We start from the raw sequence: 25425 nt of genomic DNA on the forward strand, positions 1-25425 counted from the left end.
GTCACGGAGCCCATCTTCCCACAGATGTGATCATGCATTCGAAGAGGCTAATCCTTCCAACGGGATGGACACCGCGGTGGTCCAGCGCTCCTCGCTAAGGCCCACGTCCATGAACCCGCCAAACACTTCGCAGCGGGCACTCATCGCCTCAAGCCCAGTCCGGGAAGACATGATCGGCTCGGCTTTGGAAACTGTATTCTCCGATGTGAGCTGCACACGATCAGCCCCTACGGCCAACCGCAGGTCCACCACCCCGGACGGGTCCGCGTGTTTAAGCACGTTGGTCCCCATTTCCCGTACCGTCCGGCGAAGCGCCTGGCGCAGGCTGGCCGGGATGCGGGCTACTTCACCTTCGACCACCAAACTAACCTGGAAGCCCGCACGGTCCAGTGCTTCCACAACTCCGTCCAGATCGTGAACCAAGCCAACCGCAGTAGTGGTTTCACCGGACATGGCAGGAGCGTCCAGAAACCCAGCGGTTTGTCCTTCACTGCCCGGTATCTGTGGGAGGCCTCCCGGCTCGTCCCTTTCTTCGTCCTTGAGGAGGGTCACCAGGCTACGCAGATCCTGAAGGGTCTGCTGCGCTGCAGTCCCTATGCCTTCCAGGATTTGGGATGTCTTGGCTGGGTCGTTCACGAACTCGGCGCGCCGCGCCTGCATGGCGATGATGGTCACGTCGTGGGCCACGATGTCATGAAGCTCGTGGGCGAGGCGGGTCCGTTCCTCACTCCGGACTAGCGCCTGTTGCTCCTGCAAATCACGGATATGGTGTGTGCTTTGCTCATAGCGGTGCCGGTAGACGTTGACGCTGCGCCATGCCGCGGCCGCAAGGAAGACCACCAGCGCCAGCAGAACCGCCGGTTGGTCAGCCATCTCCGGAGTTGATATGTACAAACCCAGCAAGACACTGGGCACGAACAGCGAGAAATTGATGGCAAGCTTCCACGGAAGAAGGAAGGAACAGAAGGCCACCACCACCATGGTGGGGAAGATCATGGCCACCACAAGGGACGCGTCCCCGCCCAGCACCGTGATGACGGCCAGAGCCAGACACCAGGCAACAGCGGATTGCACGGCGCCAAGGAGGAGCGCCAGGAGCGGCAGGTACGGGACTACCAGCTCCAACCAGCCCTGGAACGACGAAAGATCGTGCTGTTGCCAGCGGATCCCCAACACCAGGAAAAGTATGGTTGCCAGGACGATAGCCGAGCGAAGAACCCACCCTCCGGGCAGGGGTTTGACGTCAGCGAGCCAGTTCGTCCTACTCATCCACCCAAGTATTACAGAGCCAGCGATTCAACCTCGACGGCGGTAAGTCCCGCCTCACGCAGGAAGCTCCGCGCGTCGCCGAACTCCTGCGCAAAGCCGGCCAGGAAGTGCTGCATGGCAGCTTCCGGGCTCTGCAGGATCATCAGCTCGGGGCTGAAGTACTCTGCCGGTGTTGCGGGAACGCTGAGCCGCCACGTTTCTGCCATAACTTCCAGGACGTCCGGCAAGTTGGCTGTGGTGGCGGCATAATCCGCCACTACCTGGTCCTCGGTTCCACCGGATGCCAGAAGAGCTATCGCTGACACCACGCCGGTCCTGTCCTTTCCCAACGAACAGTGAACCAGCGTGCGCTTGCCACGTGCGACGGGTCGCAGTGCATCGCCCACCCATTCGGGCCGCAGCCGGACCCAGCCCAAATACAAGTCGCCGAGGTCCTCCGCTGTTTCCACGGATTGGAGCGACCCGGCAATGGCGTTCGGGTCCAGCGGGTTATGGATGAGCTCGACGGCGGGCGGGGCCGCGGCGGCACCCGCGCCTCCGTCGTCGTCCTGAACCAGCCATGGAACCAACGATCGCTCAAGCTCACTCCGCAGGTCCACGATTGCCTGGATGCCGTGCTCCGTCAGGAAGCCCGACGTTGCAGCGGCATCCAAGCCGAAAGGCTGGCTACCCCTGAGCATCCGGCCACCGGCTATGGGACGCAGATTGAGTACAGCCATGGTTCTGTCCTCTTAGATTTGGCTCTTCAGGTCGGCCACAGAGTTCAGGATCTGGTTGGGCCGGAACGGGAAGGACACGATTTCTTCGCGCTGCGTGATGCCGCTGAGCACCAAAACCGTGTGCAGGCCCGCTTCCATGCCTGCCACGATGTCCGTGTCCATGCGGTCGCCGATCATGGCCGTGGTCTCGGAATGGGCGTCGATCTGGTTCATGGCGGAGCGGAACATCATGGGGTTCGGCTTGCCCACAATGTAGGGCTCGCGGCCCGTGGCCTTGGTGATCATGGCCGCTATGGCACCGGTGGCCGGCATGGGGCCGTCCTTGGAGGGGCCGGTGGCGTCCGGGTTGGTGGCGATGAAACGGGCGCCGGCCAAGATATGGCGGACGGCCATGGTGATTGCTTCGAACGAGTAGGTGCGGGTCTCGCCGAGCACCACGAAATCGGGATCGGTGTCAGTGAGGATGAACCCGGCCTCGTGAAGGGCAGTTGTAAGACCGGCTTCGCCGATGGTGTAGGCGCGGTTGCCCGAGTCCGAGGACTGGACCTGGTCCTTCAGGAACTGTGCGGTGGCCAGCGCAGAGGTCCAGATGTTTTCCTCAGGGACTTCCAGGCCGGACGCGCGAAGGCGGGCTGCGAGGTCGCGAGGCGTGAAGATGGAGTTGTTGGTCAGAACCAGGAAGCGCTTGGACGTGTCCACCCAGCGCTGGATGAGCTCAGCGGCACCGGGAATCGCCTGGTTTTCGTGAACCAGGACGCCGTCCATGTCCGTGAGCCAGCATTCGATTTCGTGGCCATTCCGGTACACCGATGTGGACGTGGTTTCTTCTGCCATATTTGCCTCCGGCTGGGATTGTTCATGCACTGCCACCCAGTCTTCCATCAATCTGCTGCCCCACCATCCTGAAAGCCCCCTTATGTGGGAAGTTCTGCCCATGTGGATAACTCTTTTGACTTGTGTCGTGCGCGTTGGGCTGGTCTACGCTGGTTGCGGCGCTGGTGTGCCACCACCTTGGGTCGGGGGATCGACATGGTGGATTAGCATGTCGCCGCGCTCCCGCAGGTCCCCACTTACCGCATGTGAAAGGGCCTGTCATGAGCAACAACAACGGAGCACCGCAGCCTCCCTATAACCCGGACGGTGTGCCGCAGCCGCGCTACGAGACCGGCAAGGATCAGTACAGCCAGTACCAGCCGGGCCAGACGCAGCCCATGTACCAACCGGAAGCCCAGACTGAGGCGTTCCCGACGCAACCTGCCGCCACACAGGCATTCCCGGCGCAGCAGCCACAGAACCAGCCCGGGCAACACCCCGACGGCGAGTACGCCGAAACCGTGCACCGCTATCCGCAAGGGCAGCAGGGGCAGCAGGGGCAGCCAGGTTATCCAGGTCAGCCGGGCTTCCCGCCGCCGGGCGGCGGCTACCCGGGCCAGCCGGGATACCCGGGTGGACCTGGTGGATCCGGTGGACCTGGTGGATCCGGCGGACCTGGCGGACCCGGCGGACCTGGTGGATCCGGCGGACCCGGCCAGAACCCGGGCGACCACAACAGGAAGTCGTTGTTCCTCATCCTGGGTGGTGTGGCCGTCGTCGTGATCATTGCCCTGGTGGTGACGTTCACGTGGCTGGTTCCGTCCATGACCAAGCCCACGGCGGTGGATAGTCCGGTGCCGTCGGTGACTTCCTCCGACGAGGCGTCCGAGGCGGCAGCGGAGCCTTCTGCCGAACCTTCCGGCGAAGCCTCCGCTTCCTCTGAAATCCCCGCTGACGCCATCCCCCTGCCTGAAGTTTGGAACGAACTTGCCGGACCCAGCAACGTTCCGGCAGACGGTGATCCGCTGTTCAGCAAGTGGGTCACAGGCGAATCGTCCTTCCAGTACTTGGCCGAGTGGACCCACGACGAGTCGTTCGGCATCACCAAGGACCCCACTACCGGTGAGGAGATCCAGAAGAAAGCACAAGGGACCGTGGAAGCTGACGGGGACGGGATTGCGCTCGCCTACGCGTTCTTCGCTGAGTCAGAAGAAGGCAAGTACGGCAAGGATCCCGCAGAGGTCAAGAAGGCCATCCAGGACATCGAAGCCCGCTTCAAGGGGATGACCGCAAGCGAGCTGCCCCAGAACCTGGTGGGCCATAAGTGCACGGCCGACTTCAAGACCAGCATGCCGGAAATCCGGGAGTTCCGGCGCGGTGCAGCCGTAGTAATTGGCTTCACCTGCACCAATGCCCGCGGCGAAGCGATTCAGGCCGTGAACCTGTTCTCCGTGACACCGTGGGGAACCCCGCAGATGCTCGGCGTCAGCGGGCACAAGGAATACTGGGACGCCCACCCCGGACTCTTTGAGCAGTTGGGCAACTCCTACCGCATCAATAAGTGGAAGATGGTCTAAGGGCCGCCCAACTCCGCGCGCTCAGGCAGGCAACCGGGCAGGGCTAAAGTTGAGGGGTGACTGACCTTCCCCCCAACTCAGCCCTGCCCACGCCTGCCGTGTCTCCTCTGGAGATCGCACCGGAAGGTGAGGCAGAACCGAAAGCCGAGGTCGGCGTCGGGCCTTGGGAGGGTGCCTGGCCGGAAGGCGAGCACTGGGATCCGGACCTGTTGAGGGATGGTGACCGCCGCAACGTGGTGGACCAGTATCGCTACTGGAAGCACGAGGCGATCGTGGCGGATTTGGATTCCAAGCGTCACGATTTCCACATTGCGATCGAGAACTGGCAGCACGACCTCAACATCGGCACAGTGGTGCGAACCGCTAACGCCTTCCTCGCCAAAGAAGTACACATTATTGGTCGACGCCGGTGGAATCGTCGCGGCGCCATGGTCACCGACCGCTACCAGCACGTCCGCCATCACCCCACTGTTGAGGACTTTGTCCAGTGGGCTGAGGCGGAGGGCCTGGCGGTCATCGGCATCGACATCTTCCCGGATTCGGTGCCGCTGGAAACCTACGACCTTCCCAGGAACTGTGTGCTGGTGTTCGGACAGGAAGGCCCGGGGCTGACGCCCGAGGTGCACGATGCCGCCGTCGCCACGCTGTCCATCGAGCAGTTCGGCTCTACCCGCTCCATGAATGCGGCTTCCGCCGCGGCCATTGCCATGCACGCGTGGGTCCGCCGGCACGTGTTCCAGCAGCCCGTCAGCTAGCCGAGCTGTCAGTATCGCCCCGGGCAGCTGCGGTCCTAATTGTCTTTGAGAGTCGCTTTTCCGTCGACGATCTGGATCTCACCTGAGACGCGGGCTTCCCTCACCTCAACATGGGGCTCCCATTTGGGGGTGGCCTCGTTGCCGCGGTTTACTTCGTAGCTAACCGTAGCTTTGCCCTTATCCTCTGACTGGATGTACCAAACGTCCTTGGACAGGGAGAGCGTGAAGGTGGGCTCTTGGTCGATGGTCCACTTAACATTGCGGGTGGGGCGGGACTGGTACAGATTGAATCCGGAACAACCGCTGCTGAACGACTGTGTGGTAGTAGCCGGAGCTGACGCGATGCATGCATCCCGCTTCTTTTGGAGAAGGGCCTTTGTCTCGTCCAGGAGGAGCTGGCTGGGCAGTACCTTCAGGGTTTCGGAAGTGTCGGAAATCCTCCGGTCGATGCTGACCAAGGCTTTCTTCTCTTCAACTGTTGTGTATTTGTCCCCGGATATACCGAGTTTGTACTCACCGGGAAAAGCCGGCAGGAGCAGCTGGGAACCCGTCAATGAGCTTCCTGACTCAGGGGCCGCTACGTCTACGCCGTTAACGGTGAACGTCTTCACTGGGCGGTTGGAACTGAGCCGGATTTTCTGGAAGTTCTTGGCCCCTACCTTCCATTCGCCGTCAGGTGACTTGGTCATCATCAGGATGTTCTCCTGCTTTCGGCCGTTCTGGGTTACCTCGGCCCTGACGTACTCGCCCTTTGACTCAAGGATCCGGAAGCCGTCAATGTGCTGGCCCGCTTCCTTGTAGACGTTGTCCTGCAGGAGAACCGCCTCATTCTCCGGGACACCCGGATCCGATACGCTCAACGCCTTCTTGGCATCCCCGTCTACAAGGGCCTGGAAGTACGTAGTAGCAGCCGTGCCACCGTCTTTAGCCGGCGTAAACAGGAAGACCAGCCCGACTGTGGCGGCCGCCAGGACTACCGCTGCTCCGGCTGCGATGGCAATGATCACCGTACGGCTCAGTGTGCGTTTCGGCTGAGGTGGGAAGGTGCCCGGCTGCTGGTAAGGGCCGTTTGGATGCTGGTAGGCGCCGTAGGCCGGGGGAGGAGGCGGGCCGGATGGGGCCGACATGGGGCGCGGTTCGTTGTTGGCGTTCGAGGGGTTCTCCATCCGAGAAGTATATCCATCGTGTGGATGAATCGGGGTTGCCGTGCTGAACGCCGACTCGGCGGAAGTGTTAAGAGCCCCCAGTGACCCGAAACACGGCGTCCCGGCGGATATCGCTAGGATGGGTGCTAGCCGTAAGCGGTCTACTCCAGGGTTACCAACCCACAGACGAATTCAGCATAGGAGTCACCATGCCCATTGCAACCCCAGAGATTTACTCCGAGATGATCGACCGCGCAAAGGCTGGCGGATTCGCTTTCCCCGCAGTCAACGTCACGTCGTCGCAGACTCTGAACGCTGCGATACGCGGTTTCGCCGAGGCAGAATCCGACGGCATCATCCAGGTTTCCACCGGTGGCGCAGCCTACTGGTCCGGCGCCTCGGTCAAGGACATGGTTGCCGGTTCCCTCGGTTTCGCCGCGTTTGCCCGCGAAGTTGCCAAGAACTACAACGTCAACATCGCCTTGCACACGGACCACTGCCCGCAGGACAAGTTGGCAGACTTCGTCCTCCCGCTGCTTTCCGCTTCGGAGGAAGCAGTCAAGGCCGGCAAGGACCCGATCTTCAACTCGCACATGTGGGACGGCTCGCACGAGACGCTCTCCGAGAACCTTCGCATCGGCCGCGAACTGCTTGAACGCGCTGCGGCCGCGAAGATCATCCTCGAAGTTGAAATCGGCACTGTTGGTGGCGAGGAAGACGGCGTTGAGAACGAAATCAACGAGAAGCTCTACACCACCACCGAAGACGCCCTCGCCACGATTGAGGCCCTCGGAGCCGGCGAAAACGGCCGTTACCTCACAGCCCTGACTTTCGGCAACGTCCACGGCGTGTACAAGCCGGGCAACGTCAAGCTCCGTCCTGAACTGCTCAAGCAGATCCAGTCCGAGGTTGGCGCCAAGATCGGCAAGGAAAACCCGTTCGACCTCGTGTTCCACGGTGGCTCCGGTTCCACCGAGCAGGAAATCGCTGACGCCGTTTCCTACGGCGTGATCAAGATGAACATCGACACCGACACCCAGTACGCGTTCACCCGCCCGGTTGCCGGCCACATGTTCTCCAACTACGACGGCGTGCTGAAGATCGACGGCGAAATGGGCAACAAGAAGACCTATGACCCCCGTGTCTGGGGCGCTTCCGCCGAGGCCGGCATGGCCGCGCGCATCGTCGAAGCCGCCCAGCAGCTCGGATCGGTTGGCAAGACCTTCTAATGTCCGACGAATTCCGGAAGAACCTGATGGGGCCGGAGCCCACGCTCCTGCCCGCCGAATCCGAGATCTACCAGCATCTGGCACTCGGCCACGAAGCACTGGACCTGGTGGCGAAGAACCCCACGTCGTCTCTTCTGTGGGCCATCCTTGCGGAGGAAGCCTGGGCCGAAGGCCGGACCATCGAGTCCTATGCCTACGCCCGCGTTGGCTACCACCGCGGCCTGGATTCCCTGCGCCGCAACGGCTGGCGCGGCGTCGGACCCATCCCGTGGGAGCACGAGCCCAACCAGGGCTTCCTGCGTGCTCTGTACGCGTTGGGCCGGGCAGCGTCGGCAATTGGCGAAGCTGAGGAGCCGGAGCGGATCGAGAAGTTCCTGAACGACTCGGACCCGAAGGCCAAGGCGGCGCTCGAAGCCCGCTAGGGATTCAAGCACATAACAACGGCGACCCTCACCGAAAGGTGGGGGTCGCCGTCGTAAATGCGTTGTGAGGCTGCTACGCCTTGCGGGGAATTCCCGTGCGTGCCATGGCCTCGGCGTAGGCGCCGTGGATGGCATCCAGGTATTCCTGCTGGCGGGCCGGGGTGCCGGCGAAGGAGCGGCCACCGAGCGAGCGGACCTTGAAGGTCTTGAAGCCGCGGCGGGCGATGCTGGCCGGGGCAGTCTTCATGAGCTGATCGGCAAGGCGGTGTGCCTCGTTGCCGTGCGCCACCAACGCGGACGTGCGCGGAAGGAGCTGCAGAAGGCGCAGGAGCGGCTTGAGGCCCTCGGTGATGTTGGCCGGCGTGAGCTTTCCCGGTTCCTCGTTGGGTTCAATCCACGGGTAGGCGTTCCAGGGCATCATGAGCTCGGGACGGAGGCCCAGCTGCCACTGCATGCCGAGCATGCGGGTGGTGGCTTCCTCGTCACCCGGGTTGATGAACCCTTCGCCAGTGTTGGTGCGCTGATTGGAGAAAAGGCTGACGATGCGGCAATCATCCATGCTGTGGGCGGGGTCGATGTAAAGGACCTCACTGCCCGGCTTCTGGACCTTGATGGAGTCGCACAGCTCGTTGACCTCGGCGATGTGCGGTTCGTAGCGGCGGTTCCAGAGGATTTCTTCGGGTGATTCAGTCGCCAGTTCTTGCATCAGGGGTTAGGTCTCCTAGGTGTCACAGCGCACCGTTCCAAGGTGCCGCGGGCATGCCGCAGCCGAACCTCAAAGGGTGCTGTTGGGGGCTAACTAACCTTACCGGACTATGGGCGTGAACGGGGCCCGCTTCGGCGCGCCCTCTGAATGCGGCGCGGCGTGTTGCCTGGAAGTGTGTGCGGCGTCATCACTATTAACCCTAAAGTGCAGTCCAGCCCGAGGAGGCTTTTCTCACGCAGATAATGACTGTGAAACTACCGTCGGGCCAGTCCTGACGGCAGTCCGGACCTTGGTGGCCATCAACGTCAACGTTCAACCGGACAAGAACTGGCCCGGGACCAAACCGGCGGATGTTACGGCAGCGGCGGGGGAGTACAAGGTCTCGGCCATCAGAGTGGGGCTGGTGGACAGTGCCGGCTTGCTGAGCCTGCAACTGGGCAGTTCCTCGGCTGGTCCTGTGGCGCTCGCCGTTCCTTGACTTATCCACAACGGCACCCCAACGCCGGCCAAACACCAGAGAAACTGTTGTCATCGGCTAAACTTGGCTGGTAAGAGCCCCGAAACTCTTGCGCATGCCGTGCCTTTGGTCCGGCTGCACCAGCTACGTCGGGGCATTCTCATGTACGGCGCCTGACTCTGGTGATCCAACCGGAGCAAGCCCGAAAGAATGGGGGAGGATCCCATGCCCGCTATCGTGATCGTCGGAGCCCAGTGGGGCGACGAAGGTAAAGGCAAAGCAACCGATCTGCTCGGTGGCCGTGTTGACTATGTGGTCAAGCCCAACGGCGGTAACAACGCCGGGCACACCGTGGTTGTTGGCGGTGAGAAGTATGAGCTGAAGCTCCTTCCCGCGGGCATCCTGAGCCCCAACGCAGTCCCTATTATCGGCAATGGCTGTGTGGTGAACCTGGAGGCCCTCTTCCAGGAAATCGACGGCCTTGAAGCCCGCGGTGCGGATACGTCCCGCCTCCGTGTTTCGGCCAACGCCCACCTTGTTGCGCCGTACCACCAGGTGCTGGACAAGGTCACTGAGCGCTTCCTTGGCAGCCGGGCAATCGGTACCACCGGGCGCGGCATCGGTCCGGCGTACATGGACAAGGTGGCCCGCCTCGGCATCCGCGTCCAAGACGTCTTTGACGAATCCATCCTCCGCCAGAAGGTGGAAGGCTCGCTGCGCCAGAAGAACGAGCTCCTGGTCAAGGTGTACAACCGCCGCGACATCGTGGTGGACGAGATCGTGGAGTACTTCCTGTCCTTCGCTGAGCGCCTGCGCCCGTTGGTCATCGACAGCACACTGGTCCTCAACAACGCCCTGGATGAGGGCAAGGTTGTGCTCATGGAAGGCGGCCAGGCAACGTTCCTGGACGTTGACCACGGCACCTACCCGTTCGTCACCTCATCCAACCCCACCGCCGGCGGCGCGTCCGTAGGCTCGGGCATTGGTCCCACCCGCATCTCGCGGTCCATCGGCATCATCAAGGCCTACACCACCCGTGTTGGCGCCGGCCCGTTCCCCACGGAACTGTTCGACGACATGGGTGTTTACCTGCAGAAGACCGGCGGCGAGTTCGGCGTGAACACCGGCCGTCCCCGCCGCTGCGGTTGGTACGACGCCGTCCTGGCCCGCCACGCTTCCCGCGTCAACGGTTTCACGGACTACTTCGTCACCAAGCTGGACGTCCTCACGGGCATCGAGCAGATCCCGGTCTGTGTTGCCTACGAGGTTGACGGCGTGCGTCACGACGAGATGCCCATGACGCAGACCGAGTTCCACCACGCAGTCCCCATCTTCGAGTACTTCGACGGCTGGACCGAGGACATCACCACGGCCCGCACCCTGGAGGATCTCCCGGAGAACGCCCGCAACTACGTGCTGGCACTGGAGAAGCTGTCCGGTACGCGCTTCTCGGCCATCGGCGTCGGTCCGGACCGCGACCAGACGATCGTTGTCCACGACCTGATCAACGACTGACTTAGCGCTCGACGTCGGCGGACCGCCCCCGGCTTATCTGCCGGGGGCGGTCGCAACGCCGGAGTGCACCCGCCGTGGCTGTTTCAGTACGCCTCGATGTGGGCGCGGACCAGGCTTCCGTCATCGCTCAGCCAGCCTTTGCCGGCGGCGTACACCAGCATGTTGGCGAAGCGGTAGTTCCAGCCCATGCCGATCCGTCCGGCGCATTCGCCGCGTATCCAGTCCACTGATACCAGGACGTCTTCCTTGTCCATCCGTCCAGCGGCGGTGGTTTTGAGCAATCCGGGCAGGTTCTCCCTGGCTTCCTCGGAGAGCAGGACCTTGAAGCTGGTGCAGTCATCAGGTTCGTCCAGAGCTACGGATCCGGGGCTGACGCGAACGTGCACGGCAGTTCCTTTCGTTCGACAGTATGTGGCTGGTTCCACTATGCCGAGGCGCAGGAAGCGTCAGGAAGACGAGCTTTTGGATAGCCGGTATCGCTGGCAGTTATGCCGCGTCCGATGGGTCCCGTGTGGTGTCCATCAGGTATGAAGCCACCATGCCCGCGAGCTTCTCCGAAATCTCGGGCCACTCGAACTTACCGCTGCCTTCCATGGTGCTGCCCAGGCCGAGCCTTCGGGCGATCACGCTGTAGGAGACGTTGAAACACCAATCGATTTCGTCCTGGCCCAGGTAGCCGTCCGGCCAGGAGCGCAGGACTTTCGCGAAATTGCTTGCAAGGACGGCGTGGGAGGCGGCGCCCCGTTGGGAAATAGTTTCATCGTTGGTGGCCCTGAGCATGAAGGGCCGGAGGATATCGGCGTATTGCCGCAAGACCTCGATGGTCTTGTCCATGGCCTCACGGGCTATCGACTGGAGGCCGTCCTCAGGCCGGGTTGGCAGCGATTCAAACAGGTAGTTGGACACGGCGTCGATGTCATCCATCTTGCGGCCGTGCGCCACGCTGACCAGGTCATCTTTGCCTTCAAACCGCGCGTAGATGGAACCGATGGATACGCCTGAACGGGCACTGACATCGGCCAAGGTGAATTCGTCGTTCCCGCGCTCTTCCAGCAGGGCCAGGGCCGCCTCGATCGTCTTTTCAAACGACTGGCGGCTCCTGGCCTGCTTTGGTTCGCGGGACTTGGTCTCCGGAAGAGTCACACTGTGATCCTACAGAGGATTCCGTCAGCCGAAGCGTTCTGGGATACCCGGATTTCCCATTCCCCGGACGGGACAACCCAATCTGCAGAGGCGGTATCCCACCGCCGGAAGCCCAGCGGCTCCAGCGGGATCTCCACCTCGCGGCCTTCGCCGGCGTCAAGGTCAACGCCCGCAAAACCGGCCATCCGGAAGTCCGTCTCATGCGGTGCCCGGAGGTACGCCTGCACCACGTCGCGGCCTTCGGAGGCACCAGTATTGGTGACCGTTGCCCTCACCGAGACACCCTGGACACCATCCCGGGATCCAGCCGAAACTGAAGAGCCTGCCGAAGCTACGGCGTCAACCAGCTCAAAGGAGGTGTACCCCAGGCCGTATCCGAAGGGGTACCGCGGTTGTAGTCCCGTGCTGTGGAAGTGCCGGTATCCCATGGGTTCGCTGGCTGAGTAGTTCAGCGTGAGATCAGCATCCAACCCTGTTCCCCAGCCAGGGGTATCTTCATCACGGCGGGGGAAGGACACCGGCAGCCGGCCGGCGGGGGCGGTACTGCCGGTGAGGACTCCAGCCAGTGCCGGACCGAACTCCTGCCCGGGGAACCATGCCATCAGCACAGCTTTGACCTTATCCGCCCACGGCAGGAGCACTGCGCGGGAAGCATTGACCACCACAATGGTGTTGGCCGCCACCCCGGCAACAGCCTCAACCAGCCGGTCGCTCGCCGGGTCAAGTGCCGCCGTCGTGCGGTCCGCACTTTCACGGGATGACCCTTGCTGGTCACCGATGACCACCACCACCGCGTCAGCTTGCGCCGCGAGCTCAACCGCGGCGGACAGCGGATCGGTCACTTGTTCAGGTGTGGCAACCGCGGTGATCGCTTGCACGCGTCCCGGCTGGAACGCCATGTCGATCACCAGTTCCACCGTCCCTGCCGGCAGGTCCACGGGAATCTCCTGCGTGTCTGCGCGGGCCACCACGCCCATGACGTCATCCGGCGCGGGCGGAGGAACCACCAGCACCTCCTGGCCATCAATGCGGAGTGAACTGACTCCGGTTCCGCCGGCACCCACCATCCATCGTGCGGGATCGGCCAGGTGCACATGAGCCGTGATGCGTGCACGGCCGGGAACGCCCGCGCCCAGGCCCGGTACAGGTCCGAACCATACGAACGCGGAGGATTTACGGACCTCGCTGTACAGGACGTCCCCGGAGTCACCGGCCGGCAGGACTTCCAAAAGAACGCCAGGCGTTCCGTCCGGTGCCGTACTGCCGAGTTCCGTCAGGGACAACGCCGACTCCGGCGCGGCGCCGGGCTGGTAAAGAACCTCGACGCCGGGACCTGCTGCCTCACGGATGGCGTCCAGGGGTGTGGCTACCCGGCCTTCGGGACGGACGGTGGCGAAGGTTCCGCCTTGGAAACAGGGTTTGGCAGCATTGTGTCCCACCACTGCCAACGTTTTCACCTTGGACATGTCCAGGGGCAGGACAGCGTCCTTGTTTTCGAGCAGCACGAAAGACTGGGCTGCGGCCTCGCGGAGTACCTTCAGCTGCTCATCCCGGCTGCGCAGGCGGGATGGTGCCGGCAGTGCAGCGCCGGTGCGGCGGCCGGTCCGGTCAGCGAGCCTTATGACCCGTTCCACGGCGTCGCCCAAACGCTCCGGTGCCACCGCGCCGGAAGCCACGGCCTCGGCGAAACGGGCGCCAAGGTAGTTAGCTGGCCCGGGCATCTCCAGATCCAGGCCTGCATTGGCGGCCGCCACGGTGTCATCCACGCCGTACCAGTCGGACACCACTACGCCGTCGTACTGCCATTCGTCCTTCAGGACGCTGATGAGGTCCGCGTTCTGGGAGCAATGGGTGCCGTTGACCCGGTTGTAGGCCATCATCAACATCCACGGGTTGGCAGCGCGCACCGTTAGCTCAAACGGCAACAGGTATGTCTCCCGCAAGGTGGACTGTTCCACGCTGGAGTTCATCCGGCGTCGTTCTGTTTCCGTGTCGTTAGCCACCACGTGCTTGGTGCAGGAACCAACGCCTTGTGATTGGAGTCCTTCCACCCATGCTGCGCCCAACGTGCCGGTCAGGTAGGGGTCTTCCGAGAACATCTCGAAACCCCGGCCCGTGAGGGGTGAACGGGGCATGTTCAGGTTGGGGCCAAGAATGGCGGAGACGCCACGTTCAACGCCTTGCTGACCAATCACCTGGCCTATTTCGCGGACGAGTTCCGGATTCCACGTGGCACCCAGGGCCGTTCCTGAAGGCATGATCAGGGAGGTGTCGCGCTCATCCATGGCCTTGCTGACGATTCCCAAGGGACCGTCCAGCAGGACCATTTCTTCAACCCCGGCGGCCGCGCTTGCTGTAGTGCTCCAGCCGTTCAGGCCGCCGGTGAGCTCTGCTCCAACGATCTCCGTCCCGTGGGGAACGGCGTCAGTGTGTTCGCTGGTAGTTGTCACAGGGCTGCAACCTTGTCTGCCTCCACGGCAGCTTCGTTGGAACGCAGCAGGGGCTGAACGCGCTCTGCGAAGAGTCGCATGGTCTGGGCCGTGAAGCGGCGGCGTTCTTCCGTCAGGGGGCCACCCATTGCAGCCATGAGAACGTTTCCGATACCCAGGTCTGCGTATTTCTGAAGTTCGGCGGCCACGGTTTCCGGGCTGCCGTAAAGGCACCAGGTTCCCTTGTAGCCTTCGGTCCGGGCATCGGGTGTGGGGCGCAAGTCAACGCCGCTGATGGTTTCCGCTGCTTTGTTGGCAGCATATTCGCGCTCAACAGTCTCTTGGTACTGCTCGAGGATGATGTCCATCTCGGCTGCGGCCTGCTCATCGGTTTCGGCGATGTGCACGTGCTGGTAGGAGTGCGTGGTCCATTCCAGGGCGGCACGGACGGCCTCTTCCGAATGGCCCGCGGCTTCGAGGGCGCTGCGGTATATGCCGAAGTTCTTCTTCACTTCTTCATACGCATTTCCGCTGTCGATGATGGGCGGGGTGAAGGCAAGGATGAAGGCAGGCTGGGCCTTTTTGGCTGCGCGCTCAACGCTGGAAGGCCTCGCTGCCACGGACATGACGCGGGGTTCCGGCTTGGTGTAAGGCGAAGGCACGATCCGGGACACCACTGCGCCGCGGTAATGGCCGTTGTCGAACGTTACGGGCTCGTCGCCGGGCTGCTTGGCCCAGAGGCGTTCAGCGATCTCCAGGTTCTCATTGGCCAACCGTGAGCTGTCCTGGTAGTTCACACCAAAACCGATCATTTCCTCAGGCGTGGTTCCGCTGCCAACGCCCACCAGGAGCTTGCCGTCCGTCAGTTGGTCCAGCAAAGCGAGCCGCTCGGCGAAACGGACCGGGTGGTGCAAGGCCAGGGTCTGGACGGAAAAGCCGAAGTGCATGCGTTCGAGTTTGCCTGCCAGGTACGCGGCGAAAACGAAGGGATCGCTTGCGGGGGGAGCGTAACCGGTGAAGTGGTGGTCGGGAAGGAAGACGGCATCAAAGCCCTTCTGCTCGGCATCGGTGGCGTGCTCCACCATTGCCTGCATCACGGCACGGTCTTCTTCCGGACCGCGGGAACGGGAGGTGAGGAACAGGGAGAAATGCATGGGAACTCCTGAAGTGTTTGAGTGTGTCAGGCGGAAACACGTTGGGCCGTCAGCGGCCCAGTGCGTTCTGCCTCGGATGGTTCTGAGATATGAATGGGCCCTGGGGCGGCCGGCTCCATAGGGCCGTCCAGCTCTGCGGCCGCCCGGGCAACAAGCCGGCGGAACCACTGGTGCCCCGGGTCCGGGGACTTGGAGGGATGCCACCAGGCGCACTCCACCAAAGTGGGGAGGCTGATGGGAAGCTGCATGATCTTGACGCCGGCCACCGAAGCGAGCATCCGGGCGAGCCGTTCCTGAACCAAGGCAAGCCGTGACGTCCCTGCTACTGCAAAAGGCAGCATGAGGAAGCTGTCAACAATGATGTCCGTCTTTTCCCCCAGCTGAAGGTCATAGACCCGGCGATCAGCCAGCGTTGAGTCAACTTCGGTGCCGAATAACCTGGCCCAGCGTGCGTCACGCATTTCTTCAACCGTCAGAGTCTCTTCCGCCGAGGTGTCTCCCGTGACGCACACCCAGTTGTCCATGAACAACTCCGTGTGCGGGAAACCGGAAAAGTGCCCTTTGGGTATGAGCATGAGATCCGCCGTCTGAAGGGTCTCCTTGATGCGTTCCACGGCTTGGGGTGTGACGGCATCGAAATGCACTTGCACCCCCGGCGCCTCCTTTTGGAGCATGTTCATCAACGTCCCGGACAAAGCCGTCAGGCAATAGTCGGACGTCACGATCCGGAAGCTGCGGGTTGAGAGTGCCGGGTCAAAGACGGCCTGCGCATCAAAGGTGCGTTCAACCATCCGGAGGATCTGCGAAACGTCCTCCTTGAGGACCTGTGCCAGGGGAGTGAGCTCATATGCCGAGCCGATCCGCGTTAGCAGCTGATCATCAAATTGCCGGCGCAGCCTCTGCAGGGACGAGCTCATGGCCGGTTGGCTGATGCCGATCCTGGCCCCCGCCCGGGTGACGTTTCGCTCCATCAGCAAAGCGTCGAGGGCAACCAAAAGGTTGAGATCGGCAGTCAGTAGGTTGACCATAGGATTCTCCTAATCCGAATTAGAATACTGATACTAATTATGAGGCGCGTCACATCCAAGGTCAATAGCTGCCTCCGGTCTAGGAAACCTGGGCCGGGTGAACACCTCCGATCGCATCGGTGATCGACTGTGCCGCCGTGATCAAGTGATCGCGGCATTCTTCCAGGCGTGATAGTGGTTCACTGCCCGTGAATCCGTTGACAGTAAGCGTCACTGCCACTTGCCCATCCGTATCGAAGACGGGGGCGTGCAGGGACGTGACCCCCGCAGGATCATCCAAAGCAGCAGGCCCGGAAGATGCTGCCCTTTCGATCAGAAGGGGAAGCACGCCGCTGAGATCGGGTGCCGCGGTGTCGCTGGGCACGTGGACAATTCGTTCAAACTCAGCTGCGGCGCCTACATCCACGGAGACGGCATAGCCCAGGGAACGGACTTGCTCCAGCTCGGCATGCGCAAGGGTGGCATCAACCTCACCCACCACGTCACGGGCGTTGTCGATCCAACGCTTTTCCGCAGCGTCCCCCGCCCAGGCCACATGCAGCGGAGCCAGCGGAGCGGCCAGGCCAAAGGAGACTCCCACCCGTGAAGGTGAACCACCGGGTGAGCTGTCAACCCCGGCGGCCGTCAGGACAACGACGGAATCGTCAACAACTCCGCTCACCAGGACATCAAGCTTCAAAGCATCCGCCAAGGCTTCGATGACCGGACGCGCAGCATCCGCGGCCTTGACGTGCCGGGTCAGCGCAGTGGCCGGAGAAACGATGGAGGGGATGGTGAACGAGCCGTACCCACCCCGGAGGAAAAGGAGGGGCAGTTCTTTGGAAGATCCAACCCCCAATGCCTTGACGCGGCCGATCACGATGTCGTGGTCTCCGGAACGGATGACGTCCTCAATGTCGCAATCGATCCAAGCCGCCGCTCCTTCAAGCCGTGGGCTGCCGGAAGGAGTATCGCCCCACTGGTTGGCCGTGAAACGATCCTCCGCTTTGCGGGAGAACGCACGGCAAACGTCCTGCTGTCCGGCGGTCAGGACGTTGGCGCAGAAAGAGCCCGTCTCGCGGATCTTGGGCCAACTCGTGGAACGGACGTCAGGCATGAACGCCACCAACGGGGGATCCAGAGAGACGGAGCTGAACGTGCCCACCACCATTCCCGCTGGCTGCTCGTCCTCGGGTGCGGCGGTGATCAAGGTGACGCCGGTGGGATACTGGCCCAGGACGTAGCGGAACCACGCCGCGTTTTCGGGGCTGGTGTCCTGGTTTTCTGCGGTGGAAGCGCGGATGCTCTGTGCCATCTCTTTGCTCTCCTCTTCGTTGAGATTTCCTCCAGTAAACGCGGGGGACGGGCGGGTGCGGAAATAGTTCCGGGGTATGCGGAGTATCGCGAATTCCAATGCTGCAGGCCCAGGCATTGCGGTCAGCGGCGGTGATAGATTCGTTGCGGTACCGGGGCCCTTTGGGCCCGTCGGTTGGGGGTCAACGTTCTCCCGGGCGCGCATTTGGCCGGTATCGAGCCACCTTTGCTGGCTCTCCCAGAACGAGGTTGCGGTGCGCCGTTCACACTTGTCCCCACCCATCAGCCCGGAGGATGTGGGGGTTTCTCCTGCCCCTGATGCAGTTGCCCCTGATGCCGCAGCCCCGGAGCCATCCAAGGTCCGGATCGGACCGCTCTACGCCGCATTGCTGATCATCGTGTTGCTGGGAGCCCTGGACCACACCATAGTGGCCACGGCCCTGCCCACCGTGGTGGGCGAGTTGGACGGAGCGCGCCACATGGCGTGGATCATCACTGCCTACACCCTGGCCATGACCGTTGGCATGCCCGTCTACGGCCGCTTGGGGGACAGGTACGGCCGGCCGATGCTCCTGATGGTGGCCCTCACCATTTTCCTGGGGGCTTCCGTCCTGTGCGGTTTCGCGCAGGACATGGTCCAGCTCTCCCTGTTCCGCGGCATCCAGGGTTTGGGGGGAGCCGGGCTCGGAGTGCTTCCGCCGGCCATCATCGCCGACCTTGTCCCGCCACGGCAGAGAGCCAAATTCCTCGGCCCCCTGGGCTCGGTTTTTGGTATTGCCACAGTGATCAGCCCTTTGGTTGGCGGCGCCATTACTGACACTGTTGGGTGGCGCTGGGTGTTCTGGATCAACCTCCCCGTAGGCTTGTTGGCCCTGGCCATGGCGTTCTCGCTTCGGCGCCTGAAGACCGTCCGGGGCTCGGGCGGTGTGGATTGGCCCGGCACCCTCCTGATGGTGGTCTTCACCTGTTCATTGGTAGCGGTGATTTCACTGGGTACGGAGCCGGATATCGCTGCGGGGATTCTCTGGGCGATCGGTGCCGTGGCGGCCGTTTCCGGTGTGCTCTTTGTGGTGGTGGAGATCAGATCCAAGCACCCGCTGATCCCTATGAAAATGTTCAAGAGCTGGCCCGTCGTCAACGCGGCAGGCCTGGGCCTGGTTATTGGGGCCGGCTTGTTCAGCGTGGTGGCCTACCTCCCCAGCTACGTGCAGATGGTGTACTCCACCTCGGCTTCCGTGGCCGGAATGATTCTCCTGCCCATGGTCCTGGGAATGATGGTGTCAACCAATCTCACCGGATGGCTTGTCAGCCGCACAGGGAGGTACAAGATCTTTCCGCTGGCCGGTTCGGCACTGGCCGTTGCAGCTGCCATTGGCCTCAGGCTCCTGCAGCCCGGCACCCCGCTGCCGGTGGTGGGGCTCCTGTTGGCACTGTTGGGATTGGCCGTGGGCAGCTTCATGCAGATCACCGTTGTGGCGGCACAAAATGCCATGCCGCACTCCGTGGTGGGCAGCGTCACCGCCTCACTCGGCTACCTTCGTGAACTCGGCGTCACCGTGGGCACGGCGGTGTTCGGCGGTCTCTTCGCAACCATGCTGGCGCGGGGCGCGGCAGAGAACACGCTGGGCTTACCGCCGTCCACCGTCACTGATCCACAGTCCGTCCAGCAGTTGCCGGCTGCGCTGCAGTCCGGGGTGGCGGTCATCTACACCGATGCGTTCCTGCCGATTTTCGGATTGCTGGCCTGTATCTTCGCCGTCGGTGTGTTGCTGTCCGTCTTCATGCCGGAGCAACGTTTGGCAGATCATAAGGACCCGAAATAGCAGCGCCCGTTACTCCGCCACTTTGAGCGGCGGGGTAACGGGCGTTCCTTTGGCCTTGCCGGGTCAGTCGTCCAAGACCAGCAATCGCACCGGCCCGTGAAGGCCAGCAGGCATGGTGGGTGCATCCGGCTCGAAAATGGATGCCGCAGGGCGGGTGTAAGCCCCTTCGGCGGCGTCGCCGGCCAGCCTGTTCCACCACGTGTTGGTCACTGCTATTTCAACCACATTGCGGCCGGCCCGGATCGCGTCCGTCACGTCAAGGCGGAACGGATAGGTCCACAGGGTGCCCACGGCACTGCCGTTGACCCTGACCTCAGCCAGTTCACTCACCCCGCCCAAGTCCAGGACCAGGCGAGTGTCCGGGGAGCGCCCTAACCCGTCCGCTGAAAACTCGTGGCGGTACGTTCCTGTCCCGGAGAAACCGGTCACGTCGGCTCCATGGGCGTCGGCCTCGGGTCCGGCCCAGGGAGCCACGCCCGGCAATACAAGGGCAGCCGGAGCCTGGCCATCGCTGTCGAAGGTCAGTTCCCAAGGGCCCTCCAGCGCATGGGCAGCGGCAATGTCACTGCGCCGTGCAGGGGTGCCTTCCGAACCGCCGCCGGTCCTGTGCAGCAGAATGAACGCCGAGCCGAACGCTTCCAAGTGAAGGTCCACCGCGCTCCTTCCGGCCTCCGACCTCAAAACGAGGGGCGTTCGGGAGGCACTCACAGGGTCCCACCATTCCGCTGCAGTTGCCCCATCCCTGAAGGAAGCGCTGACGTGTTCGGGCTGCTCGCGCTGGTTGCTGATGAAATACAGTTCTGCATCCGGCAACTGCCGGTGGATGACGGGCAGGTTCGCCGAAGCCGCGGCCACCAGAACCCAGTCGGGCTCCACCCCTGCCCGGGCCAAGGCAGTGGACACACCATCCACTGCAGCGACCCCAGCGAGGTCAATCAATCCAGGATGCCCACCCCAAAGACGCTCGACGGCGGCACTCCACTCGGCGGGATCGTCGCTTTGACTGGGAGAGCGTTCGGGACGCCATCCGGCCACGAGGGCTCCGTCGTCGAGCAGTTCTGTAAGTCGCCGAACAGCCCGAAGTGTCATCCGGTGGCTGGACCCTCCGAGATACAGCAGGCGGTAGGTGGTGCCGCCCGTGGTGAGCAGGCCGCCGTCGGGGTTCACTGTGAGGTGGTTCAGCAACCCGTCCAGATTGATGAAATCGAAGCCGTACCCGTCCGGGACTTCCGGGGCGGCATCGCCAAAGACGCCGGTGACGGGTGCTTCCTCACCGTAGAGATAGGCGATGTCCGCCGCGTAGGTACCCTGCTGCAACAGGTAGCTGCACCGGCCAAGGTAATCGAGCCAGGGCTTCGCCGCGTGCGCCCAGGTTTCGTTCCGCGTGAAGGACTGCCCCAGATATGGGGACAACGTGATTCCGGGCTTGGGCACGGCTTCGGGCTGATGGGGTGAGGTATGGATGTTCAGGAGGTTGACCCCCAACGCAAACTCCATGTCCACAATGGGCTTGAGAGTTCGCGGCGTGAACCTGAAGGGCTTGCCGAACGCGCTCATGGACTCAGCCCCCGTGGCAGCCTTTCCATACACGTGGGAAACGGACGCGGCGCCCCGGAGATCGGCAACGTAGGTGGCCTGCGGCCCGTCGTCCGGCTCGTAGCACCACATGGCACCCATGGGGACATCGGCATGGGAACGCATTTCGACGTCGTCGCCAAGCTGCGGACGGTGGTCCTCCAAGGCTTCGGCGTAGTATTTCAGGCCGCGCTCGCGGGCAATTCCGGCGATGGTTCCGTAGTGGTTGTCCGCTAGGAGATCGGAAATGGTCTTCCGGAGGTCCCACAGGAAAGCGTCGCTTTGTTCCGGGCTGCCCACAATGATGCCGCTCACGGCAGGAAGCCACGGGAGCAGATCGTAGCCGCGGTGCTTCATGAACTCGGCCCGCATGGCCCGCGTCCAGTTCTGTGGGCCTGATTCGATGCTGTCACTGAGCAGCGCCGAGACCCCTGCCAAGTTGCTGCCCAGGGCTTCTTCGAAGAAGCCCAGGTAATCGCTGAAATAGCCGGCCACCAGATCCGCGTCCAGCTTGTCCACTTCCAAACCGGTGGCGTCAACGGGTGCGGGGGCGTTGAGGTGGCCGGTCAGCGAATAACCGAATCGCAGAAGGGTCCATTCCCCGCTGTCCGGCCGCCAGTCCAGAACGCCGTCGGGCCCAAGGAACTCGGAGACATCAATGATGTCCTGCGGCTGGACGGCGTCGGACCTCTCGCAAATGCCGCCGTCGAGCGCGTAAAAGTCCGGTACCGGAGCGTAACCGGCCTTTTCCTCCGACCTGGCCACGCGCGCTCCGGCAAACAGCTGGAATGCCGAGATCCTGAATGTCTCAGTGTCTCCGGGAAGGGCGAACGGCAGCGGCCTGATTCCTGACGTCAGAGGGAATTCGCGGCCTTTCCCGGTCCCCAGAACCAGCCGGAAGAAGCGTGTCGTGATGGTGGGGAAACTCGCGGACCGGACAGGCGACCCGGAGGCTGGAAGATCGGACACCTTGCTGAACGTGATGCCGTCAGGGCTAGCTTCCAGGTAAGCCTTTGGTGCCGGAGCAGCAGCGAAACCCCGCGAGGCCGGCAAGCCCACCCGGACGGAGGAAACGGGCGTTGGCTGCTCGAATTCAGCCATCACCCAGGCGGCGCCCGAGCTGGCGTCAATGGTCGCAGTTGGCCAGAATCTTCCGTCGGCCAGTGAATCCGGAGTCCGGCCACCGGCGGCGCTACCACTGGCGCGGACGCGCGTGGGCTTCAGTGGGAAGTGGCCGTCCCTGCGTGGAAAAGCCAGCACCGCGACGTCGTCGTAGAAGTCCGGAACGCCCACGGGATCATTGCGGATGGCTCCGAAAGGCACGTCCTGGAAGGGGCCGGACGTCGACGGCGGTTCAGCCAACCTTGGGAGGTCCGGCTGACCGGCGGTCACCCCGGTGGTGCTCCAGACGAGCTTTTTCATGCCGGCGTGCGGAGCCACCCAAGGCCCACCCGTGGCACTCCAACCCGCGGAGGTAGCCACCGCCAACTCCAGCCCCAGACTGGTGGAAGTGGAAGCCGCGCAGGAGATGGCTGCCTGCCATTCCGGGGAACGGAAAGTCACGCGCTCCCGGGTGTACTGGGGGATCCCCATGGAACCTGTGAAGGCCTGGACCCCGCCGGCGCCGGATGCTGCAAGCCACTCCAGGTCCTTGACGATCCCCGCCGGGTCGATGTTCCCGTCCATCCAATGCCACCACACCCTGGCGCGTGCGGATCGGGGCGGATCAACAAATCCGGCAAAGAGGGAATCGGTGGCAGGTTGGGCGGGCGTGGCGTCGTCGCTCACGGAAACATCCTTAGGTGGGTTGAGGAGCCGGCTTGGGCCGGAGCGTGCTGTTTCAGCCTAGAGGCGGCTGATTACCTGTGGGAGGAAACAGGCATGCAGAGAGAAGATGGTGAGCATAGACGATAACTATTTCCATGGCCGCTCTGACCTGACCTACCTTGAATGACAGGAGCCAGCTTGTGATCCAGGAAACACAAACTGACGCAAGGCTCGAATCCACTGATCATTTTTGATGGTCAGGACAACGACGTCATGAAAGGCCCCATCGTGAAGAAAACACCAAGTCCCGCTGGCCGGAGGTTCCTCTCCGTTGCAGCGCTGGCATCCGTCACCGCATTGGCGCTGAGCGCCTGCGGTGGGGGCGATGCGAACAGCAACGCACCCATCGCAGAAGAGACCGGCCCGGTTGAGATCACCCTCGCGACCCCCGCCTTCACCGGTGGCGGCGCAGGAAATCCTTACCTGACATTGATTGACGCCTTCAAAGCGAAGAACCCGAACATCACGGTCAAACTGGTTGAGTCGCCCAACGACCAGCATGGGCAGACCATGCGGACCCAACTCCAGGCAGGCAATGCTCCTGACATCTTCTACGTCACGGCAGGACGTGGCAACAACCAGTCGTTCGCGTCGCTGGCCGAGGCCGGCTACCTGCAGGACCTGACGGACCAGAAGTGGGCCGCGGATGCGATTCCCGCTTCGGCCAAGAACCTGTACTACGACGACGACAAGGTCTTCGCCATTCCGGCCGACCTCGCACCTATCACCATGCTGCAGAACACGGGCGTTTTGAAGCAGCTCGGCCTCCAGGAACCCACCACCCTGGATGAGCTGGTCACCCAGTGCAAAACCGTACGGGCAGCCGGCAAGTCGTACTTTGCAGTAGCAGGAACTTCGGGAGCCAATACTGGCCTGCAGGCGATGCAGCTTGCTGCCTCACTTGTTTACGCCAAGGATCCGCAGTGGGACGCCAAGCGCGCCAAGAAGGAAACCACCTTCGCCGACTCCGATTGGAAGAAGGTGCTGGAGCAGATTGTGAAGTTCAAGGACGCCGGTTGCTACCAGGACGGCGCAGCGGGTGCTGGCTTTGACCAGCTCTTCCCGTCGGTAGCACAGGGCAAGGTAGCCGCAGCATTCGCTCCGGCAGGTGCTGTTGCTGCACTCCGGGCCCAGGTCAAGGACGGTTCTTTCGATGTAGCCGTTCTTCCGGGTGAGAAGGCCGAGGACAGCCGGTTGATCGCAAGCCCTGGCAACGCCCTGGCCGTCAATGCCGCCGGCAAGCACAAGGGTTCCACCCTCAAATTCCTTGAATTCCTGGCCCAGCCTGCCAACCAGGACGCATTGGCCAAGGCCAACGGAAACGTTTCCGTTACCTCGGCGATTTCCAGTACGGTACCTGAACAGTTCCCAACGTTGGAACCGTACTTCTCGGAGCCGGAGAAGAAGATCGTCTCCCAGCCCAACTACCTCTGGCCCAACAGCGGCGTTTACGACTCGCTCGGTACCGGTATCCAGGGACTCTTGACCGGGCAGGCAACCCCTGACCAGGTTCTGAAGACCATGGACGAGCAGTACGACCGCGGCGCCTAGCCCACGGCGTCGAACCCTGATTGGAAGAACCTCCCATGACCGCACAACTTGAGCAGAAAGCGGAGGGCGCCCGGGTCACCGGGCGCCAGCCCCGCCCCAGCAAACAGAACAGCCGCAAAGGTGACCGCAACACCGAGCGTCGCTTCGCAACGTGGTGGTGGTTCACCCCCGCACTCCTGGCACTGGTGCTCATCCACTACGCCCCCAGCGCCATTGGAGGCTTCTTTGCCTTCACCAACTGGAAAGGCTTGGGAAAGTGGAAGTTTGTGGGCTGGGAGAACTTCGCGGCAATAGCCGATGGAGGACCCACCACTGCGGCGTTGATCAACACTTTCATCATCGGTATCTCGTTTGTGGTTCTCACAAATGTCCTGGGCTTGCTGCTTGCACTGGGCCTTAACCGGACGGTGAAGTCGCGCAATGTCATCCGCACGTTGATTTTCGCCCCAGTGGTGCTCAGTTCACTGGCAACTTCCTATATTTGGAAGTTCATCTTTGAACAAGACGGCCCCATGAACGAAGTCCTCCGTTCGGTCGGATTGGAGTCCCTGCAACGGACATGGCTGGGTGACCCGACCACGGTGCTGCCGGCGATCATCATCGTCATGGTGTGGCAGAACGTTGGTCTGGTCATGGTCATGTACCTGGCCGGCCTGGCAACGGTTTCCCCTGAACTCGAAGAGGCAGCCTCCCTTGATGGAGCCAGCCTGTGGCAGAGGTTCAACTACGTGGTCCTGCCGGCCATCATGCCGTCCGTGGTGATTGCCATGACTCTCATGCTGATCAATGGACTGCGTGTCTTTGACCAGATCCAGGCCCTCACCGGTGGCGGGCCTTACGGTGCCTCGGAAACCCTCGCCGTCACCATCTATAAAGAGACGTTCGTGATGGGCCGGTTCGGCTTCGGTGCCGCACTCGCATTGGTCATGTCCGTGATCATTATCATCCTCACGGTGGCCCAGCGCCTCCTCCTCCGTACGAGTTCCAAAGGCTGA

The 25425-nt window shown here is 62.6% G+C and carries 21 protein-coding genes; 9 read left to right on the forward strand and 12 right to left on the reverse strand.

Going from position 1 to position 25425, the window contains the following annotated elements; genetic code table 11:
- Positions 1-30: 30 nt before the first annotated feature.
- From ACZ5J0_RS02640 to ACZ5J0_RS02650, 3 genes are read right to left on the reverse strand one after another with little or no spacing between them, the layout of a single operon-like run.
- Positions 31-1269 carry a sensor histidine kinase gene (locus ACZ5J0_RS02640; RefSeq protein WP_166841249.1) on the reverse strand — a complete coding sequence of 413 codons (1239 nt, stop codon included), beginning with the start codon at positions 1267-1269 and terminating at the stop codon, positions 31-33.
- Between the two features lie 11 nt (positions 1270-1280).
- The gene (locus ACZ5J0_RS02645) at positions 1281-1988 is read right to left on the reverse strand and encodes a tyrosine-protein phosphatase (protein ID WP_166841250.1); all 708 of its coding nucleotides are present in this window, start codon (positions 1986-1988) and stop codon (positions 1281-1283) included.
- Positions 1989-2000: 12 nt separating this feature from the next.
- The gene (locus ACZ5J0_RS02650; protein WP_035761154.1) at positions 2001-2822 is read right to left on the reverse strand and encodes an HAD-IIA family hydrolase; all 822 of its coding nucleotides are present in this window, start codon (positions 2820-2822) and stop codon (positions 2001-2003) included.
- A 260-nt stretch (positions 2823-3082) separates the two neighbouring features.
- Here ACZ5J0_RS02650 and ACZ5J0_RS02655 point away from each other — a divergent pair, with 260 nt between their 5' ends.
- A complete protein-coding gene (locus ACZ5J0_RS02655) occupies positions 3083-4378 on the forward strand; it encodes a hypothetical protein (RefSeq protein ID WP_166841251.1) in 1296 nt (431 codons plus the stop codon).
- Between the two features lie 83 nt (positions 4379-4461).
- On the forward strand, positions 4462-5133 hold the full coding sequence (locus ACZ5J0_RS02660; protein WP_142937107.1) for a TrmH family RNA methyltransferase: 672 nt from the start codon (positions 4462-4464) through the stop codon (positions 5131-5133).
- Between the two features lie 35 nt (positions 5134-5168).
- Here the strand turns inward: ACZ5J0_RS02660 and ACZ5J0_RS02665 are convergent, their stop codons facing one another.
- Entirely contained in the window at positions 5169-6299 is a 1131-nt protein-coding gene (locus ACZ5J0_RS02665) for a hypothetical protein (protein ID WP_166841252.1), read from the reverse strand.
- A gap of 188 nt (positions 6300-6487) precedes the next feature.
- Here ACZ5J0_RS02665 and fbaA point away from each other — a divergent pair, with 188 nt between their 5' ends.
- Both fbaA and ACZ5J0_RS02675 read left to right on the forward strand, forming a co-directional pair.
- Positions 6488-7507 (forward strand): class II fructose-bisphosphate aldolase, encoded by a 1020-nt coding sequence (fbaA, locus tag ACZ5J0_RS02670; RefSeq protein WP_142936822.1) that lies wholly within the window; start codon positions 6488-6490, stop codon positions 7505-7507.
- Entirely contained in the window at positions 7507-7929 is a 423-nt protein-coding gene (locus ACZ5J0_RS02675; RefSeq protein WP_142936821.1) for a DUF3151 domain-containing protein, read from the forward strand. Before fbaA ends, ACZ5J0_RS02675 begins: the two co-directional genes overlap by 1 nt.
- Positions 7930-8002: 73 nt before the next feature.
- On the opposite strand, the gene ACZ5J0_RS02680 is transcribed toward ACZ5J0_RS02675, so the two are convergent.
- On the reverse strand, positions 8003-8635 hold the full coding sequence (locus tag ACZ5J0_RS02680) for a uracil-DNA glycosylase (protein ID WP_464094117.1): 633 nt from the start codon (positions 8633-8635) through the stop codon (positions 8003-8005).
- A 289-nt stretch (positions 8636-8924) separates the two neighbouring features.
- On the opposite strand from ACZ5J0_RS02680, the gene ACZ5J0_RS02685 reads away from it, so the two are divergent.
- Both ACZ5J0_RS02685 and ACZ5J0_RS02690 read left to right on the forward strand, forming a co-directional pair.
- The gene (locus tag ACZ5J0_RS02685; RefSeq protein ID WP_238703263.1) at positions 8925-9113 is read left to right on the forward strand and encodes a hypothetical protein; all 189 of its coding nucleotides are present in this window, start codon (positions 8925-8927) and stop codon (positions 9111-9113) included.
- A 204-nt stretch (positions 9114-9317) separates the two neighbouring features.
- Positions 9318-10607, forward strand: a complete 1290-nt coding sequence (locus tag ACZ5J0_RS02690) for an adenylosuccinate synthase (protein WP_142936819.1) — start codon at positions 9318-9320, stop codon at positions 10605-10607.
- An 83-nt stretch (positions 10608-10690) separates the two neighbouring features.
- Here ACZ5J0_RS02690 and ACZ5J0_RS02695 read toward each other — a convergent pair whose 3' ends face one another.
- From ACZ5J0_RS02695 to ACZ5J0_RS02720, 6 genes are all read right to left on the reverse strand, one after another.
- The gene (locus tag ACZ5J0_RS02695) at positions 10691-10993 is read right to left on the reverse strand and encodes a hypothetical protein (RefSeq protein WP_223941663.1); all 303 of its coding nucleotides are present in this window, start codon (positions 10991-10993) and stop codon (positions 10691-10693) included.
- 100 nt (positions 10994-11093) lie between these two features.
- A complete protein-coding gene (locus ACZ5J0_RS02700; RefSeq protein ID WP_464094118.1) occupies positions 11094-11750 on the reverse strand; it encodes a TetR/AcrR family transcriptional regulator in 657 nt (218 codons plus the stop codon).
- Positions 11747-14200 (reverse strand): beta-glucosidase, encoded by a 2454-nt coding sequence (locus tag ACZ5J0_RS02705; RefSeq protein WP_464094119.1) that lies wholly within the window; start codon positions 14198-14200, stop codon positions 11747-11749. Before ACZ5J0_RS02705 ends, ACZ5J0_RS02700 begins: the two co-directional genes overlap by 4 nt.
- Positions 14197-15333: an LLM class flavin-dependent oxidoreductase gene (locus tag ACZ5J0_RS02710; protein ID WP_223941666.1), complete on the reverse strand. Its 1137-nt coding sequence runs from the start codon at positions 15331-15333 to the stop codon at positions 14197-14199. The genes ACZ5J0_RS02705 and ACZ5J0_RS02710 overlap by 4 nt, the downstream gene beginning before the upstream one ends.
- A 26-nt stretch (positions 15334-15359) precedes the next feature.
- A complete protein-coding gene (locus ACZ5J0_RS02715) occupies positions 15360-16361 on the reverse strand; it encodes a LysR family transcriptional regulator (protein ID WP_464094120.1) in 1002 nt (333 codons plus the stop codon).
- Positions 16362-16440: 79 nt separating this feature from the next.
- Positions 16441-17655 (reverse strand): flavin reductase, encoded by a 1215-nt coding sequence (locus ACZ5J0_RS02720; RefSeq protein WP_464094121.1) that lies wholly within the window; start codon positions 17653-17655, stop codon positions 16441-16443.
- Between the two features lie 253 nt (positions 17656-17908).
- Between ACZ5J0_RS02720 and ACZ5J0_RS02725 the strand changes: the two genes are divergently transcribed.
- The gene (locus tag ACZ5J0_RS02725) at positions 17909-19477 is read left to right on the forward strand and encodes an MFS transporter (RefSeq protein WP_464094122.1); all 1569 of its coding nucleotides are present in this window, start codon (positions 17909-17911) and stop codon (positions 19475-19477) included.
- A 63-nt stretch (positions 19478-19540) separates the two neighbouring features.
- On the opposite strand, the gene ACZ5J0_RS02730 is transcribed toward ACZ5J0_RS02725, so the two are convergent.
- Positions 19541-22840 carry a glycosyl hydrolase gene (locus ACZ5J0_RS02730; protein WP_464094123.1) on the reverse strand — a complete coding sequence of 1100 codons (3300 nt, stop codon included), beginning with the start codon at positions 22838-22840 and terminating at the stop codon, positions 19541-19543.
- A 267-nt stretch (positions 22841-23107) separates the two neighbouring features.
- On the opposite strand from ACZ5J0_RS02730, the gene ACZ5J0_RS02735 reads away from it, so the two are divergent.
- Together ACZ5J0_RS02735 and ACZ5J0_RS02740 are read left to right on the forward strand one after the other, a co-directional pair.
- Positions 23108-24430 (forward strand): ABC transporter substrate-binding protein, encoded by a 1323-nt coding sequence (locus tag ACZ5J0_RS02735; protein ID WP_464097213.1) that lies wholly within the window; start codon positions 23108-23110, stop codon positions 24428-24430.
- Positions 24431-24465: 35 nt separating this feature from the next.
- Entirely contained in the window at positions 24466-25425 is a 960-nt protein-coding gene (locus ACZ5J0_RS02740; protein ID WP_464094124.1) for a carbohydrate ABC transporter permease, read from the forward strand.

Source organism: Arthrobacter sp. DualSoilB13, from assembly GCF_055389195.1.

Bases quoted from the DNA above. Each gene is read 5' to 3' on its own strand.
- ACZ5J0_RS02690 (WP_142936819.1), top strand. From the start codon at position 9,318: ATGCCCGCTATCGTGATCGTCGGAGCCCAGTGGGGCGACGAAGGTAAA.
- fbaA (WP_142936822.1), top strand. From the start codon at position 6,488: ATGCCCATTGCAACCCCAGAGATTTACTCCGAGATGATCGACCGCGCA.
- ACZ5J0_RS02710 (WP_223941666.1), bottom strand. From the start codon at position 15,333: ATGCATTTCTCCCTGTTCCTCACCTCCCGTTCCCGCGGTCCGGAAGAA.
- ACZ5J0_RS02715 (WP_464094120.1), bottom strand. From the start codon at position 16,361: ATGGTCAACCTACTGACTGCCGATCTCAACCTTTTGGTTGCCCTCGAC.
- ACZ5J0_RS02675 (WP_142936821.1), top strand. From the start codon at position 7,507: ATGTCCGACGAATTCCGGAAGAACCTGATGGGGCCGGAGCCCACGCTC.
- ACZ5J0_RS02680 (WP_464094117.1), bottom strand. From the start codon at position 8,635: ATGCAAGAACTGGCGACTGAATCACCCGAAGAAATCCTCTGGAACCGC.
- ACZ5J0_RS02720 (WP_464094121.1), bottom strand. From the start codon at position 17,655: ATGGCACAGAGCATCCGCGCTTCCACCGCAGAAAACCAGGACACCAGC.
- ACZ5J0_RS02640 (WP_166841249.1), bottom strand. From the start codon at position 1,269: ATGAGTAGGACGAACTGGCTCGCTGACGTCAAACCCCTGCCCGGAGGG.
- ACZ5J0_RS02645 (WP_166841250.1), bottom strand. From the start codon at position 1,988: ATGGCTGTACTCAATCTGCGTCCCATAGCCGGTGGCCGGATGCTCAGG.
- ACZ5J0_RS02655 (WP_166841251.1), top strand. From the start codon at position 3,083: ATGAGCAACAACAACGGAGCACCGCAGCCTCCCTATAACCCGGACGGT.
- ACZ5J0_RS02665 (WP_166841252.1), bottom strand. From the start codon at position 6,299: ATGGAGAACCCCTCGAACGCCAACAACGAACCGCGCCCCATGTCGGCC.
- ACZ5J0_RS02650 (WP_035761154.1), bottom strand. From the start codon at position 2,822: ATGGCAGAAGAAACCACGTCCACATCGGTGTACCGGAATGGCCACGAA.
- ACZ5J0_RS02740 (WP_464094124.1), top strand. From the start codon at position 24,466: ATGACCGCACAACTTGAGCAGAAAGCGGAGGGCGCCCGGGTCACCGGG.